The organism is Coriobacteriia bacterium (genome assembly GCA_013336165.1).
Classification (GTDB): domain Bacteria; phylum Actinomycetota; class Coriobacteriia; order Anaerosomatales; family JAAXUF01; genus JAAXUF01.
In genome coordinates, this window is record JAAXUF010000001.1 from 125,715 (window position 1) to 141,689 (window position 15,975).

A 15,975-nucleotide genomic window follows, 5' to 3' on the forward strand; every position below is an offset into this window, starting at 1 on the left:
TGCCATACCCTGCCCAAACGCGCTCCTCGCCGAGAGGCTCACGTCGGCGATTCGCCGAGCTCGAACCCATCGTGAAGTGCCTGTATCGCTGCCTGAGTGTCGCCCGAAGAAACCAAGACCGAGATCGTCGTATGGGAGTCGGCAATCTGACATACGTCGACACCGACCTGATCAAGATACTGCGACATGCGTGCCATGACGCCGGGCACGCCGTGCATTCCGGCGCCGACGAGCGTGATCTTCGACAGGCCGGCACGCGCCTCATAGGGAAGGCCGAGCTGGTCGAGGACCGCGATAGCGTCGGGCAAGTCCGTCTCGGCGATCGCGAAAATCAGGAGGTCACCGACGGGAGTGAACATGTCGAGCGAAATGCAGGCCTTAGCCATAGCGGCAAAGACGCGCGTCTGCGCCTGCATGTGGCCACTGTTGCCTTCGGGTGCCGGCAGGCAGACTCGGATGCGCGCGATCCCGGTCGCGTGGCTCACGGCAGTGGCAACCTTGGCCGGCCGGTACGACGCGATGTCTGAGACAAGGGTGCCCGCATGGTCCGAGAACGTGTTTCGGACCCGCACGGCCAAACCGCTTGCGAGAGCGAGTTCCGCCGCAGGCATGTGAACCACGCGCGAGCCGGTCCGCGCCATCTGGAAGAGTTCGTCGGAATGGATCGCGTCAAGGACTGCGGTTCCATCGCACGAGCGCGGATCCGCAGTCATCACGCCGTCGACGTCGGTGTAGATCTCGACTGCTTCCGCGCTCAAGGCGACACCGAGCGCACACGCGGTTGTGTCGCTGCCGCCCCGGCCAAGCGTGGTGAGCCGGCCATCTTGCGCGGCAACGCCCTGAAAGCCTGCGATGACTGGGACTTTGCCGGCTGTAATCGCCTGAAGAAGCGAGGCCGTATGGATCTCGGTGATGCCGGCAGCGCCGGAAATGCCATCGGTTACGATGCCTGCCCCCGGGCCCGTGAACGCGCTTGCCTCGATGCCGACGCCCCGCAATTCGTGCGCAACCACAACAGCCGAGATGGCTTCACCCACGCTTGCCAGAAGATCGCGCTCGGCCGCATCGGTCGGTAAGCCTTCGACTAGGCCGAGGAGCGTGTCGGTCGCATACGGCTCGCCTTTGCGACCCATGGCCGAGACCACCACCACGGGCGCCTTCCCCAGCTCCAGTGCGGCGAGGACTCTGTGTGCCAGTGCGGCCCGCCCCTGGCGATTGGCAACGGACGTGCCGCCGAACTTCATGACAACTATGGGTTTGACTGGTGCTGTGAAATCGTCGGACACCTTACTCCCCCATCAGCCTGTCGAGGCCGACTACCAGTCCGGAAAGGCCGCCCACCCTGCGCACGGCAAGCAGCACGCCCGGCATGAAGCTCGTACGGTCAATGGAATCGTGTCGAATTGAGAGCGTTTGCCCCTGCCCGCCAAAGAGCACTTCCTGATGCGCGACAAGGCCGGGCAGACGGACGGAATGAACGTGCACATCGGCCACGACGGCCCCGCGTGCACCCTCCATGCCGGGTCCTTCCGTTTCGCGTCCGGGCGTGACCGGAACATACTCGCGTGCCTCGGCAATAAGGCGCGCGGTACGCAAGGCCGTTCCCGATGGGGCGTCGGCCTTCTGATCGTGATGCAGTTCGATGATCTCGGCATGTGGCATGAATCGTGCGGCTTTGCGCGCGAACTCCATCATCAGGACCGCACCAATCGCGAAGTTCGGTGCGAAGAAGAGGCACGCGCCTGCAGGCGCGTGTGCGGCGAGGTCGGCAAGCGCACCCTCCGAGAGTCCGGTCGTGCCTATGACGCAATCGACTCCGGCCGCAAGGGCGGTCCGGATGTTGCCTTCAACCACGCTGGGGTGCGTGAAGTCGATCATGACATCGGGGCGGGTAGCGGCAATCGCATCCGTGAGGTTGCCGCGGCACTCGACGTGCTCACCGTCAGACGTCGGGATCAGGCATCCTGCAACGTTGGGGTCGACCGCGGCGACTACAGTCATTCCGTCCGCAGCAGAGACTGCACGGATGACTTCCGCACCTACTCTCCCGGCAGCGCCGGAGACGAGGACTTTGATCATGAGATGCTCCTTCGCTTCTTGGACGGGCGCTATTTCACGAGGTGCTCAAGGTCTTCGGCAGAAAACGGGCCGATCACCGTCAGCACCTTCTCGGAGGAAAGGACTTCTTCTGAGACACGCTTGAGATCATCAATGGTCACGGCATTGTAGCGAGCGAGTACCTCGTCTGCCGAGAGGATCTCTCCGCCGATGATCTCGTTCCTGCCGAGGCGCTGCATGCGGTTTCGGGTCGACTCCATACCAAGAACCATATGTCCGGCGGCGGCCTGTCGGACACGCTCGAGTTCGTCGGCGGTGACGCCGTTTCTGGCGACATTCCCCATTTCGGCTCGGATGAGCTCGACAACCTCCTCGGCATTGCCCGGCCGGGTGCCGGCATAGACCGCGAACGCTCCGGTGTCCTGATACAGCGACGCGAAGCTGTAGACAGCGTAAGCCAGTCCGCGCTTCTCGCGGATCTCCTGGAACAGTCGCGATGCCATGCCGCTGCCGAGAATCCCGTCGAGCAGAGACAGTGCGAAGCGGTCAGGATGATGGGCGTTCATCGTCGAGACGCCGTAGCAGATGTGGGCCTGCTCCGTGTCTTTCTGCGTGACCGAGAGACGCGAGGCGCTGACGGCATGCGCGACGGGGCGTACTGAGCGCGATCCTGACGCGATTCCGCCGAGCTTCTCGGCGGCCATAGCGACCAAGACGTCATGATCGACGTTTCCGGCCGCAGCGACGACAACATTTCCGCTGACGTAGTGCCGTGCGCGAAACGCAGCCGATTGCGCATGATCGAAGCCGCCCACCGTCTGACGGCTGCCGAGAATCGGCAGGCCGATTGGATGATCGGGCCAGAGTGCCTGGCCGAAGAGTTCGTGAATGAGGTCGTCAGGAGCGTCTTCCATGCGCGCGATCTCTTCGATCACGACTTCGCGCTCGCTTACGCATGAGGGATCATCGACGTTTGCGTTGACGACCATGTCGGCGAGGACATCGAACGCCTTCTCGAGATGCTCGTCGACAAAGCGGCTGTAGTAGGCCGTGTATTCCTTGCTGGTGAAAGCGTTCAGTTCCGCGCCGAGCCGATCAAACTCCTCAGAGATCTGGAGTGCTGTGCGGTTCGGCGTGCCCTTGAACATCATGTGTTCCATGAAGTGGGACATGCCGGCTTCTTCCGGCGTCTCGTCTCGGCTCCCCACGGCCAGCCAGATGCCCAAAGTGATCGAGCGGACGGAGTCCATCGGCTCGGAAATGACCGTGATGCCGTTGTCCAGAACGGTCTTGCGATAAAACATGGGAACGCCTCCTGCAGAGGGCTAGGTCGTGGTCGTTAGCTTCATGATAGCCGTATGTCTGACAAACGTACCAAAAGAGCAGCCCCGATGTCATTAAGACACCGGGGCTGCCGGATGGCTCTTGAACACGTGCACGGCCAGACTAGTGATGACGCCGCGGCTGACGGTCGCCTTCGCCGCTGCGGCCACCTTCACGGCGCGGAGGACGCGAGTCGCTGCCGCGGTCGCGTTCTGCTGCGCCCTCGGCACGAGGCGGTGCAACCGGCTTGTCGAGGCGGTCAAGCGAGACCTTGCCGCGATCGTCGATGTCCATGATCTTGACATGCACGGCATCCCCGACCGACAAGACGTCCTCGACCTTGTCGACGCGACCCTGTGCGACGCGCGAGACATGCAACAGGCCGTCTCTGCCCGGGCTCAACTCAACGAAGGCACCGAATGGCTGAATCGAAACGACGCGGCCGTGGTACTCCTCACCGATCTCCGGCACCTTGACGATGGCGCGAATGCGACGGGCGGCTTCCTCTCCACCGAGGTCGCGCGACGCGATAAAGATCGTGCCGTCCTCTTGGATGTCGATGTGTGCGCCGGTCTCTTCCTGAATGCCGCGGACGACCTTGCCGCCGCTTCCGATGACGTCGCGGATCTTGTCGGTCGGGATCTTGACCGTGATGATGCGCGGCGCGTACTTGCTCATCTCGTCACGCGGCACGGTGATGGACTCCATCATCTTGCCGAGGATGAATGCGCGGCCCTCTTTGGCCTGCAGGAGCGCGGCGCGCAGGATGTCGACCGATAGGCCCTTGGCCTTGTTGTCCATCTGCATGGCGGTGATGCCGTTCTCGGTACCTGCGACCTTGAAGTCCATGTCTCCGAGGAAGTCCTCGAGGCCCTGGATATCGGTCAGGATGGCAACGTCGTCACCCTCCTTGATGAGGCCCATCGCGATACCGGACACCGGGGCCTTGATCGGCACGCCGGCGTCCATCAGGGACAGCGTCGAGCCGCAGACCGAGCCCATGGAACTCGATCCATTGGACTCGAGCACCTCGGAGACGATGCGAATCGTGTAGGGGAACGTCGCCTCATCCGGGATAACCGGCAGCAAGGCGCGCTCGGCGAGGGCGCCGTGGCCGATGTCGCGGCGCTTCGGGCCACGCATGAAGCCCGTCTCGCCGGTGGAAAACGGCGGAAAGTTGTAGTGATGGATGTAGCGCTTACCCTCGGACACGTCGATCGTGTCGTTGCGCTGCCACTCGGAGAGCATGCCCAGCGTCAGGACCGACAGGACCTGCGTCTGACCGCGGGTGAAGAGGCCTGAACCGTGGCTGCGCGGCAGATAGCCCGCGGCGGTGGTGATCTGGCGGACCTCATCCAGCTTGCGGCCGTCGGCGCGCTCGCCTTCCTGGAGAACCATTGCGCGCATGGTCTTCTTCTCAAGCTGCTTCAGAACAGCCTTGATGTCCTTACCGTCGGCAGCGATCTCCTGGGGCGTAAACGTGGCGAGCAACTCGTCCTTGACGGCGGCAACGCCGGCCATACGGGCGTGTTTGTCGGCGTTGTGGAGGGCAGCCTTCATCTTCTCGGCGCCGGCGGCGAAGATGCGGTCCTTCAAGGCCTCGTCGATAGAATGCATGACGACTTCCTGCTTGACGATGTCGAGCTTGGCGAGGAACTTCTCCTGCACGTCGCAGAAGACGCCGATTGCCTCCTGAGCGAACATGAGGGCGGCAAGCATGTCCTCTTCGGAAACTTCGTACGCGCCGGCCTCGAGCATGTAAACGGCGTCCCTGGAACCCGCAACCACTAGGTCCAGATCGGAGTTCTCAGTCTCGTCGAACGTCGGGTTGACGAAGAACGCACCAGTGTCCGTGTTGCGACAGATGCGGACGCCGGCAAGAGGGCCCTCAAAGGGCAGTCCCGCTGCCATCAGGGCTGCCGAGGCACCCATGATGGATATGACATCAGGTTGGTTGATCTGGTCAGCCGACAAGACCGTGGCGATGATCTGGACCTCGTTGCGGAACCCATCAGCAAACGAGGAGCGGATGGGACGGTCGATCATGCGGGCGGTGAGGGTGGCCTTCTCGGAAGGGCGCGTCTCGCGCTTGACGAAGCCGCCGGGGAGCTTACCCGCGGCGTACATGCGCTCCTCGAAGTCCACGGTCAGCGGGAAGAAATCCAGATCCTTTGGGAATCTAGAGGCTGTGGCGGTCACAAGGACGATGGTCTCGCCCTGACGCACCAGGACGGCGCCGTCTGCCTGCTTGGCCAGTTCGCCGGTCTCCAACACGTACTGCTTGCCGTAAAGCTCGAAACTCTCGACTACCTTTGCCATCTACTTCTCTCTTCTTCTACGCACCGGACGCCCCATGCGCCGGCCGTCGCCTCTCCTCCGCCTGCGGTGATCGCGGTGCGGAGTATCGGAGCGCGAAGCAACCGCCCCGGGAGCCGCGAGGACTAAAGTGGCTCCTTCAAACAAGAAAGCGGGAGGAGTTGTCCTCCCGCTTTCGGGTCTCCGTGCTTGTTCTTACCCTCGAATACCGAGTGCTGCGATGACCGCACGATATCTCTCGACATCGATCTTCTTGAGGTAGTTCAGCATACGGCGACGCTGTCCCACGAGCTTCAGAAGGCCACGGCGTGTGTGGTGATCTTTCTTGTGGATCTTCAGGTGCTCGGTGAGATCGCGGATCCGCTGCGTGAGCAGCGCGATCTGAACCTCTGCCGAACCGGTGTCACCATCGCCGCGTGCGTAACCGGCGATGATCTCGGACTTCACATCCTTTGACAATGGCATAGCGTTGTACCACCTTTCGAGTGAATTCGCCCCGGTCAGAGATGGGCGTCGGTGACTCGCACCTCTCAGGCCGGGGTAGTTGTAACAGCCGCGGAAGTATAGCACATGACGGCTTGACGCACATTCTCGGCAACCGTGGCTTTGAGCTCGTCTAGGGAGACAAACGTCTTCAGGTCGCGCAACTTCTCGAGAAAGTCGACAGCGATCACGGAGCCATAGAGGTCCCCGCTATAGCCGATGATATGGACTTCAAGGAGGTCGTTCGCCTCGGCAAATGTCGGCGGCACTCCCACGTTGACGGCTGCGGGCCACTTGCTGCCGTCTTGGAGCACGACGCGCGCGGCATACACACCGGGCGCCGGCAAGGCGGCGTAGGGCACTGGTTCTATGTTCGCGGTCGGGAAGCCCAACTCTGCACCTTCGCCGCGACCGTGGTGCACTGTGCCGGTGACACGCGTGGGCCGACCCAGAAGAGCCGCAGCCTCAACAACATTGCCGTTTGCGACCAGAGCGCGGATACGAGTCGCAGTCACAGGCGCATCTCCGACTCTGAGCAGACCGTGGGGTCTGACCTCGAATCCTCGGGTCTTGCCGAGCTCCTGGAGTGTGGCCATGGAACCTGAAGCCTTGCGGCCAAACCGGAAGTCGAATCCCACATGGATCGCCACCGTGCACAATGCCTTGCACAGGATCTCGTCGGCGAAAGCCTCCGGGGTCACGTCCGCGAAAGCCGGGTTGAATGGGATGACGAGGATCGCATCCAGGCCTTGAGCGCCCAAGAGGGCGTATTTGTCCTCGATCGTCAGCAGCTGCCGAGCAGCCCTGTCCGGGGTCACAACCTGATCGGGGTCGCGGTCAAAGGTCACAGCGACAGCTGAGACGCTCCGAGCGCGCGCCTCGGTGATCGCCTCGCGGATCAGGGCTTGGTGCCCAATATGAACCCCATCAAAGACACCGATTGCGGCGACCGAGGCACCGAGACTCTCGCATCCGGGCTGCCACACTATGAGCTTTGCGTGCACCGAGCATCTCCTCTGATTCCGTCAGGAAAAACTGTCTTGGCGGCCAGCGTAGACCCACTACGCGTGTAGATCCCCATCAACCGGCCGCGATGACGAAGTGCGACATCGCCTTGTGCTTCCGCTGCGGCGCCGTTGCATCCAACGGCGAACGGGAGGCTTACCCCGGACGCAACGCGCGTTGCATCTTCCTCCCCCAGTTCGATAGCGGGAAGGCCGAGGGCGTCAAACGGATCGACGAAGAAGTCCGCGATCGCGCCGGCCCCCTCGAGCTCTTCAAGTGTCACTGCCGAAGAAAGATCAAGCGAACCTGATCGTGTCCGCCGCAGTGCGCCGAGATGAGCAGCCGAATCCAAGGCCCGGCCCAGATCCCGCGCAATCGCACGGATGTACGTGCCTTTCGAGACGGTCAGGTCCGCGTCCCAGCACGTGTCCGGATCGAGGTGGATTCCGGTCAGGCTCGCGTCGAGAACCCGTATGACCCGGGGTTCGAGCGCGATTGCCTCTCCCGATCGCGCTGCTTTGTGGGCTATCTGCCCGCCGCGCTTGATCGCCGAGAAATCCGGCGGGACCTGGTTGTGATCGCCCACGAGCGAGGATACCGTCGCGGCGGCAAAAAAGGGGTCGCCCGCCTCGTCAGGCACACACGCGCACCGTGTCGGGGTGCCCTCGGCGTCATCTGTGTCGGTCTCAGTGCCGAAAATGATGCGTGCGGAATAGGACTTCTGAGCAGCTGTGAGATACGGCGCGAGCCGAGTTGCGGTTCCCACAAGTACTACGAGAAGTCCGGTGGCCATGGGATCAAGAGTGCCTGCGTGTCCCACTCGGCCTTCGCCGGTAGCCCGGCGAACCCGGTTGACGACATCGTGGCTCGTCATACCGGCAGGCTTGTCTAGAACGAGAACACCGGAAAGGCCGGTCGCGCCGCGCCGACGAGCCATCATCGATCTGTTCCACCCGGCAGAAGCGGCAACAAGGCCGAGAGGAGCTCATCCATTGTGCCGGTCCATGTGAAGCCGGATGCGGGGACGTGTCCTCCCCCATCGAACCTGCGGGCGATCGAGCCGACATCAAATCCCGTTTTCGAGCGCAGATTCACGCGCACTTCGTTCTCTGCGCGACGCAGCATAAGGGCGACTTCGATTCCCGAGACCAGCCTTATCGCGTCCGGCAGACCTTCGGCTTCGTCGGGGGCGGCTCCAAGGTCGAGGAAGTCGGCAGCCTCAAGCCACGAGTACGCGACTTTGCCGCCATTGGCGACCGTCAGTCTCGAGAGCACGCGAGCCTCGAGTTGCAGAGAGGCTAGGGAGCGATTCTGGTAGAGAAGCCGCGCGACTTCCGGCACATCGGCGCCGGCCTCGACCATATCGGCTGCGTCGCGGAGTGTGGACGCCGAGGTATTGCTGTAGCTGAAGCGTCCGGTGTCGGTGACGAGCGCCACATAGCAGCATTGGGCGATGTCCCTAGTCGGCGCGATGTCGAGCGAATCCATGAGGCGCCATACCATCTGTCCTGTGGCCGCAGCCACAGGGTCCAGGATGTTGATGGTGCCAAAGCTCGACGCGTCAGGGTGATGGTCGATCACGATCGAAACCCGCGAACTTTCGGCGAGCCTGCCTGCTGCTCCGAGGCGCTCCGGGTTTGGCGTGTCGAGCGCCACGAACACATCAGGGACTTCGAGCTGCACCGCCGGAACGAACAGGCCGAACCCGGGGAGAAAGTCAAAGAGGGCCGGCGCGTCGGAGTCGTCTGCAAGCGTGGGCATCGCTGCGATGCCCACGCTGCGAAGCGCGAGCGTCAATGCGAGAACCGAACCCACAGCGTCGCCGTCTGGCCTCGTATGTGCGCACAGAACGACAGAACCGGCCCGGCGTAGTGCGACAGCGGCGTTGTGGTATGCAGCAAGCACGATCTAGACCCCTTGCTCCCCGGGCAAAGCCTCGTCCGCTTCATCTTCCCGGCCCACAAGTGAGGGCGGAACGTCCTTCAGAGCCTCGTTGATGCGCATTCCCGTGTCGACCGATTCATCGATGAAGAATCGCAGTTCAGGGGATACCCGCCACCCGAGTGCGTGCCCCAGCAAAGAGCGAAGTCGGCCCTTCGCCGATTCGAGTCCGGCAATCGCCGTCGAGTATCGTTCGGGATCCGTGCTGACGTAGACCGCGACGATCGAGCGGTCAGGACTCACCTCGGCACCGGTGATCGTGACGAGATCCACGCGGGGGTCCGCAATCTCGTCGATCACCAGTGAAGCGATGACTTCGCGCGCACGTTCATTCAGTCTGCGACTGTTGGGAGTCTGTTTCATGTTCCTACCGCTCTCCTAACGCGACCGATCACGATTCGCGAGCGACTTCGATGACCTTGTAGCCCTCGATGATGTCGCCTTCTTTGAGATCCTGGAAGTTATCAATACCGATGCCACACTCATAGCCCTGCTTGACTGACTTCACGTCGTCCTTGAAACGGCGCAGAGAGTGGATCTTGCCATCTACAATGATGGTTCCGTCTCGGACGACCCGAATCTTGTCATCCCGCGAGATCTCGCCTTCGAGCACATAGCAGCCTGCGATCAGGCCCGCCTTCGGCACGCGGAACAGGTTGCGAACCTCAACGCGGGCGGTGTCCTCCTCGTGGAACTCAGGAGCAAGCATGCCGATACGTGCGGCGTTGATGTCCTCAATGGCCTGGTAGATGACGCGATAGAGCCTGACGTCGATCTCTTCCTGCTCGGCAAGCGCTTTGGCCTTCGGCTGCGGGCGAACGTTGAAACCGATCACGATGGCGTCAGACGCGTTTGCAAGTGTGACGTCGCTCTCGGTGATCGCGCCGACAGCCGAGTGGATGACGTTGATACGCACTTCGGACTGGTCCATCTTGTCCAGCGAGTCCTTGAGAGCTTCGATCGAACCTTGGACGTCTGCCTTGACGATGAGGTTGACCTCCTTGAGGGCGCCTTCGCTGATTCGAGCGAAGAGATCGTCGAGCGACACGTGGCTCTTCTTCTCCCTCGCGAGAGTGCGCTGGCGCAACGCCCGTTCCTCTGCCAAATCCCTAGCGTCACGCTCGTCCGCAAAGACGCGGAAGTCGTCGCCGGCCGACGGAACGCTGGCAAGGCCCTGGACCTCAACCGGATCGGCGGGGGTCGCGTCCTTGACCGTATCACCTCTCGGGCTCACGAGCGCGCGCACACGGCCGTATGACGTGCCTGCGACGATCGAGTCTCCGACTCGAAGCGTGCCACGCTGAACGAGCATGGTCGCGATAGGACCGCGACCCTTATCGAGCTTCGCCTCGATGACGACGCCGCTGGCCATTGCCGCCGGGTTCGCCTTGAGCTCAAGGATGTCCGCCTGAAGGAGAATCATCTCCAGCAACTCGTCGATGTTGAGACGCTTCTTCGCCGAGACGTTCACGAAGATGTTCGTGCCGCCCCACTCTTCAGGGACGATCTCATACTCGGTGAGCATCTGGCGAACCTGCTCGGGGTTGGCGCCTTCCTTGTCAATCTTGTTGACGGCCACGATGATCGGCACATCGGCTGCGCGGGCATGGTGGATAGCCTCAACCGTCTGCGGCATGACACCGTCATCGGCAGCGACAACCAGAACCACGACGTCAGTGGCGTTTGCTCCGCGGGCACGCATTGCGGTGAACGCCTCATGGCCCGGCGTGTCGATGAACGTAATCTGCTTGCCGTTGTGAACGACCACTGATGCCCCGATGTGCTGCGTGATACCACCGGCTTCCGTGGCGGCGACGCCTGAGTCTCGGATGGCGTCGAGCAGCGAGGTCTTGCCGTGGTCGACGTGACCCATAACCGTGACGACCGGCGGACGCGGGTGCAAGTCGGCTGGCTCGTCGTTGTACACGAGTGCCTCTTCCTGCTCCGGCGTGACGATCTTGACCTCACGGCCCATGTCCTCGGCAATGATCTCGATGATGTCGCGCGCCATGGGTTGGTTGACCGTCAGAGGCGTCCCAAGCATGAACAGACGTTTGATGACGTCGTTCGCGGGCACGCCGAGAGCTTCAGCGAAGTCACCGACGGTTGCACCCTCCGCAACGCTTGCCTCTGCGCCGCCAACAGGCAGGTTGACGTGCGCAGCTGCTTCATGGTGCGCGGTGGCCTCGGTATCGGGGCCGATCGGCTTCTTGTGTTTCTTCTTCTTGCGGCCGTTTTCCGCTGCAGCGGCTGCAACGGCAGCCTTGGCCTCGTCGATAACCTTCTGGCGCTGAAGAACCTCGGCCTGGGCGGCCATCTGACGATAGCGCTCTTCTTCTTCTTTGTTGAGCGTTTCCGTCTCCTCGGCCTGAAGGCGAGTGCGTTCGGAGGCTATCGCGGCCTCGAGCCCGGAACGTACTTCCGTCTCGGATGCCGGCGTTGCCGAAGCGACTTCAGCAGGCGCGGGCTCTACGGCGACGACGGGTGCGACCACCTCAGGAACGCGAGCTGCTGCTGCAGCCGCGGCTTGTTGTGCCGCAACCGATGCTGCCGCTGCATGATCGGCTTCCTCCGCAACTCTGCGGGCAGCCTCCTCTGTGCGGGCGCGCTGCTCCTGCTCGCGCTTGCGACGCTCTTCCTCGGCTACCTTGCGACGCTCTTCCTCGGCGGCTTTGAGCTGTGCATCCTCGGCGGCTTTGCGCGCAGCCTCCTCAGCCTGCTGGCGGTCATGCTCTTCGGCCATGGCTGCCTGACGCTCGGCAATCTCAGGGCCGAGCTGCTTGCGGATCTTGTCGACATACGCCTCAACCAGCGTCGAAGCGTGGTTCTTGGCCGGGATCTTCATCCCTTGGAGCTTGTCGAGCAGCTCTTTGCTCGTCATGCCGAACTCCTTGGCGAGTTCGTGAACTCTCATTGCTGGCATATCCTCACCGTCCTGCCTGCGAGCCGAACGTTGTGCGCAGCAGCTCGTCAAAGTCTCGTCTCAACCGGTCGTAGTCGTCGTCTTTCAAGTTCACCTTGAGAGTGGAGTCCAAGCGCCGCCTTTGACGGGCCGTGGTGAAGCACTCAGGTGTCGCGCAGAGGTATGCCCCGCGTCCGTTTGCCTTTCCGGTCGGGTCGATCTCAACATGACCGTCCGGCGTGCGAACGACGCGCACCAAGCCACGCTTGTCGTCAGATTCGCGACATGCGACGCAGGTGCGAGTGGGAACCTTGCGCGCTATCATCACTCGGAGGCTGCCCCCTTGTCGTGGAGTCCACAGTAGTAGCTTCCCGGTCGAGCATGGTTCCTGCATCGGATACCCGTCGGAGTGACGGCCACACAGCGTCCGTCAAAGTCCTCGGCACGTGTGGGCATATGGGCCGAGGCCGAGACCAAACCCTGCTCGGCTGCTCGGGAAACGCTCTTGATGTCGATGCGCCAGCCGGTCAGCTTCGCGGCGAGGCGAGCGTTCTGGCCTTCCTTGCCGATTGCTAGCGACAGCTGGTCGTCAGGGACGATGACTGTGGCAGTATGCGTATCTTCATCGACGATAGTGCGATCGACCTTTGCGGGCGAAAGCGAGTTCGCAACGTAAGCCGCAGGGTCTTCCGACCACGGGATGACGTCGATGCGCTCGCCGCGCAGTTCCGAGACGATCATCCGCACCCGGCTGCCTTTGGGGCCGACACAAGCACCGACCGGGTCGAGTCCGGGCTCGCGGCTGGAAACGGCGATCTTGCTGCGCATGCCCGGCTCGCGCGCCACGCTCTTGATCTCGACGATTCCGTCGTAGACCTCGGGCACCTCGATTTCGAAGAGACGGCGGATCAGGCCGGGGTGCGTACGCGAAACGACGATCGATGGTTCGTTCGATGTCCTGCGAACGTCGATGATGTATGCCTTGATGCGCTGGTTGTGGTCGTAGCGCTCGTTACCGGGCTGCTCACTCGGCGGCAACAGGGCCTCAACACCCTCGCGAAGCTTGATGAGGGTGTAGCGGCTGTCACTCTGCTGAACGGTACCGGTCACGCTCTCGCCAATACGGTCGGCGTATTCATCGAAGATACGCTCGCGTTCGGCCTCACGAATGATCGAGCCGATCACGTTCTTGGCGTTCTGTGCGGCAATGCGACTGACGTCGGCGGGGGTGACGTCGCGTTCTTCGAACTCGGGGGTCTCCCCCGACTCCTCGTCCCACTCTCCGACGGGAACCAGTTCGTAGACGTAGATCCGGCCGGTCTCGCGGTCGATGGTAACGCGTGCCTGGTTCTCGAGGTCGAGAATGCGCTGGTACGTTCCGGCAAGCGACTGCTCCAGCTTGTCCAGCATCTGGTATTCGGAAATATTCTTTTCACGCGCAAGCTGGCGCAGCGCGTCCATCAGCTCGGAGCTCATGAAGACTGCTCCCTTCCCTTGCCGAAGTCGAGGGCACCTTTCAGGCGCGCCTTCTGGACGGAATCGTACGGAATTGCGTGACGCTCGTTGTCAAAGTCGAGGAGTATATCGTCGCCGTCCAACCCGGCAAGAACGCCGGTCCTGGTGCTGCGACGTTCGTCGTTCTTCGACCATACCGTGACGGTCTGACCGGCAAAACGCTCAAAGTCCGCCTTGCGCACAAGCGGGCGATCGATACCCGGCGACGAAACCTCAAGGGTGTACGGCCGCGAGAAGGGGTTCTCGGCATCCAGTACAGCCGATATCCATTCGTTGGCTGCAGAGAGGTCGTCAACGTTGATGCCGCCTTCACGGTCGAGCAGGACACGAACGACAGGCACGCCTCGCCCACCGGCTTGCTCGATGGCCACGAGTTCGAAACCGTGTGCTTCCGCTTCAGGCGCAAGCGCTTCTGTCAGCCGAGAAACGACGTTGTCTTGCTGCATACCTGTCACCTCCTGTCTGCAGAACAAAAGAAGCGAGCGTAAGCCCACTTCTCGCAAAAAACGGCAATGTTCACGTACAGGCGAATCTTAGCACATGGGTGCGGTTGGAAAAAGGTTTCGGGATGCGCCTAGTCTGGGATGCCGATGTGTCACCTTAGGTCGCGCTTGTGCGCGTCTGGGGCGGCTCAATCGTGTTTCGCACTCTTTCAGACTTTGAGTCGTTCCCTCTCGGCCTCAACCAATTCGCGAATGAAGTCGACCGCTGACGCTAACGGCACCGTGCTGCGTTCTGAATCAGAACGCCGTTTCAGCTCGACGACTCCATTTGCCAGCCCTTTCTTGCCCACCACAACCTGGCACGGCCAGCCGATGAGGTCGGCGTCGTTGAACTTGACTCCGGCACGCTGGTCCCGGTCATCGATGACGCATTCTACGCCGGCTGCCGAGAGTTCCCTCCAGATGCGCTCAGCTTCAGGCCAAACGATGTCGTCATCGACCGCGAGAGGAATGACTGCTACTTCAACTGGGGCGACCGACATCGGCCACAAGATTCCGGCGGCATCGTTGTACTGCTCTACGATCGCGGCCAGCGTACGAGTGACGCCGACTCCATAGCAGCCCATGATGAACGGATGCTCTTCGCCCTTCTCGTCCGCATACATCGCGCCCATTGCGACAGAATACTTCGTCCCGAGTTGGAACACCTGCGAGACTTCGATGCCACGTGCACTCTCGAGAAGACCGCCACATACCGGACAACCGTCACCCAGCGCCGCAACCACAAGATCTGCCCACGTATGGACTTTGAAGTCTCTCTCCGGCTGCGCGCAGATGAGGTGATAGTCGCTCTCGTTTGCACCCACGCCCCACGCAACGTCTTCCCGCAGGCTTCTGTCGGCCAAGACAATCGTTCCTGATGGCGGGTCAACCGGGCCCAGTGAGCCCTTCGGGATCCCAAAACGGAGGAACTCTTCCTCGGTGAGCAGCTCGAAGCCCGGGATTGCACCGGCCGCCTTGATTGGATTGAGCTCTCTGTCGCCGGGGATGCACACGTACACCAGTGTGCCGTCGGCCGACTTTCCCGCCATGGTCTTGACGGTGTCATGCTCGGGAATCTTCAGAAACTCCGAGAGCTCCGCGATGGTGCGGATGCCGGGTGTGTGCACACGCTCAAGGGGGCGCGCGTCTACAATGCTCGGCGTGCGCGGGACGACGGTGGCCGCGGCCTCGATGTCGGCAGCCCAACCACAGGCGCAGTAGACAAGCTCGGCCTCGCCGTTCTCGGCTAGGGCCATGAACTCGGTGGTGACTTTGCCGCCGATCTGACCGGAGTCAGCCTCGACAGGCCGGTAGTCAAGGCCGCACCGCGAGCAGATTCGGCCGTAGGCGCCGCTCATGGCGTCGTAGTGCTCCTGAAGCGACTCCTGTGTCGCATGGAAGCTGTAGGCGTCCTTCATGATGAACTCGCGGCCGCGCAACAACCCGAAACGAGGGCGGACTTCGTCACGGAACTTGACCTGTATCTGGTAGAGCGAGATCGGCAGGTCCCGATAGGAACGAACTTCGTTGCGGATGAGCGAGGTGACGATCTCCTCATGCGTCGGCCCGAGGCAGTATTCATGCTCGTGGCGATCCGTGAAGCGGGCCAGTTCAGGGCCGTACACGTCCCATCGGCCGGATTCGCGCCACAACTCGGCTGGCTGCACCATCGGCATCAGTATCTCCTGGCTGCCGATAGCATCCATCTCTTCGCGGACGATCTGCTCGATTTTGGCGAGGGTTCGCTTTCCGAGTGGAAGGAAGGAGTATATGCCGGCCGCATTCTTACGGATCATGCCCGCGCGCAGGAGGAGCCTGTGGCTCGCGAGCTCGGCATCGGAAGGATCTTCCTTCAGGGTGGGTGCATACAGAGTGCTCATGCGCAAAGCGACGGTCATGTGTCCTCTTTCAAGATCGAGTGTCCTGCCCATTTGCAGTCGGCCGAGA

14 protein-coding genes are annotated in these 15,975 nt (G+C 62.1%); all 14 read right to left on the minus strand.

Annotated elements, in window-relative coordinates; all coding sequences use genetic code 11:
• Positions 1-38: 38 nt before the first annotated feature.
• The 14 genes from HGA39_00615 to HGA39_00680 all read right to left on the minus strand — a co-directional run bounded on the left by HGA39_00615 (position 39) and on the right by HGA39_00680 (position 15,914).
• Entirely contained in the window at positions 39-1,244 is a 1,206-nt protein-coding gene (locus HGA39_00615) for an aspartate kinase (protein ID NTW27859.1), read from the minus strand.
• 43 nt (positions 1,245-1,287) lie between these two features.
• Positions 1,288-2,079 (minus strand): 4-hydroxy-tetrahydrodipicolinate reductase, encoded by a 792-nt coding sequence (locus HGA39_00620; protein NTW27860.1) that lies wholly within the window; start codon positions 2,077-2,079, stop codon positions 1,288-1,290.
• Positions 2,080-2,108: 29 nt separating this feature from the next.
• Positions 2,109-3,362, minus strand: coding sequence for an insulinase family protein (locus HGA39_00625; GenBank protein NTW27861.1), 1,254 nt, complete (start codon positions 3,360-3,362; stop codon positions 2,109-2,111).
• A gap of 142 nt (positions 3,363-3,504) precedes the next feature.
• Entirely contained in the window at positions 3,505-5,700 is a 2,196-nt protein-coding gene (locus HGA39_00630; protein ID NTW27862.1) for a polyribonucleotide nucleotidyltransferase, read from the minus strand.
• Positions 5,701-5,892: 192 nt separating this feature from the next.
• Positions 5,893-6,162 carry a 30S ribosomal protein S15 gene (gene rpsO / locus HGA39_00635; GenBank protein NTW27863.1) on the minus strand — a complete coding sequence of 90 codons (270 nt, stop codon included), beginning with the start codon at positions 6,160-6,162 and terminating at the stop codon, positions 5,893-5,895.
• A 65-nt stretch (positions 6,163-6,227) separates the two neighbouring features.
• Complete coding sequence (locus tag HGA39_00640; protein ID NTW27864.1) at positions 6,228-7,184, minus strand: bifunctional riboflavin kinase/FAD synthetase; 957 nt, start codon at positions 7,182-7,184, stop codon at positions 6,228-6,230.
• Positions 7,166-8,122 (minus strand): tRNA pseudouridine(55) synthase TruB, encoded by a 957-nt coding sequence (gene truB, locus HGA39_00645; GenBank protein ID NTW27865.1) that lies wholly within the window; start codon positions 8,120-8,122, stop codon positions 7,166-7,168. The genes HGA39_00640 and truB overlap by 19 nt, the downstream gene beginning before the upstream one ends.
• Positions 8,122-9,000 (minus strand): bifunctional oligoribonuclease/PAP phosphatase NrnA, encoded by an 879-nt coding sequence (locus HGA39_00650; GenBank protein ID NTW27866.1) that lies wholly within the window; start codon positions 8,998-9,000, stop codon positions 8,122-8,124. The genes truB and HGA39_00650 overlap by 1 nt, the downstream gene beginning before the upstream one ends.
• Before the next feature lie 93 nt (positions 9,001-9,093).
• Entirely contained in the window at positions 9,094-9,489 is a 396-nt protein-coding gene (gene rbfA, locus HGA39_00655; GenBank protein NTW27867.1) for a 30S ribosome-binding factor RbfA, read from the minus strand.
• 28 nt (positions 9,490-9,517) lie between these two features.
• Positions 9,518-12,049: a translation initiation factor IF-2 gene (infB, locus tag HGA39_00660; GenBank protein ID NTW27868.1), complete on the minus strand. Its 2,532-nt coding sequence runs from the start codon at positions 12,047-12,049 to the stop codon at positions 9,518-9,520.
• Between the two features lie 4 nt (positions 12,050-12,053).
• Positions 12,054-12,353, minus strand: a complete 300-nt coding sequence (locus HGA39_00665) for a YlxR family protein (GenBank protein ID NTW27869.1) — start codon at positions 12,351-12,353, stop codon at positions 12,054-12,056.
• Complete coding sequence (gene nusA, locus HGA39_00670) at positions 12,353-13,504, minus strand: transcription termination/antitermination protein NusA (GenBank protein ID NTW27870.1); 1,152 nt, start codon at positions 13,502-13,504, stop codon at positions 12,353-12,355. The genes HGA39_00665 and nusA overlap by 1 nt, the downstream gene beginning before the upstream one ends.
• Entirely contained in the window at positions 13,501-13,989 is a 489-nt protein-coding gene (locus HGA39_00675) for a ribosome maturation factor RimP (protein NTW27871.1), read from the minus strand. The genes nusA and HGA39_00675 overlap by 4 nt, the downstream gene beginning before the upstream one ends.
• 206 nt (positions 13,990-14,195) lie before the next feature.
• The gene (locus HGA39_00680; protein NTW27872.1) at positions 14,196-15,914 is read right to left on the minus strand and encodes a proline--tRNA ligase; all 1,719 of its coding nucleotides are present in this window, start codon (positions 15,912-15,914) and stop codon (positions 14,196-14,198) included.
• Between the last annotated feature and the right edge of the window lie 61 nt (positions 15,915-15,975).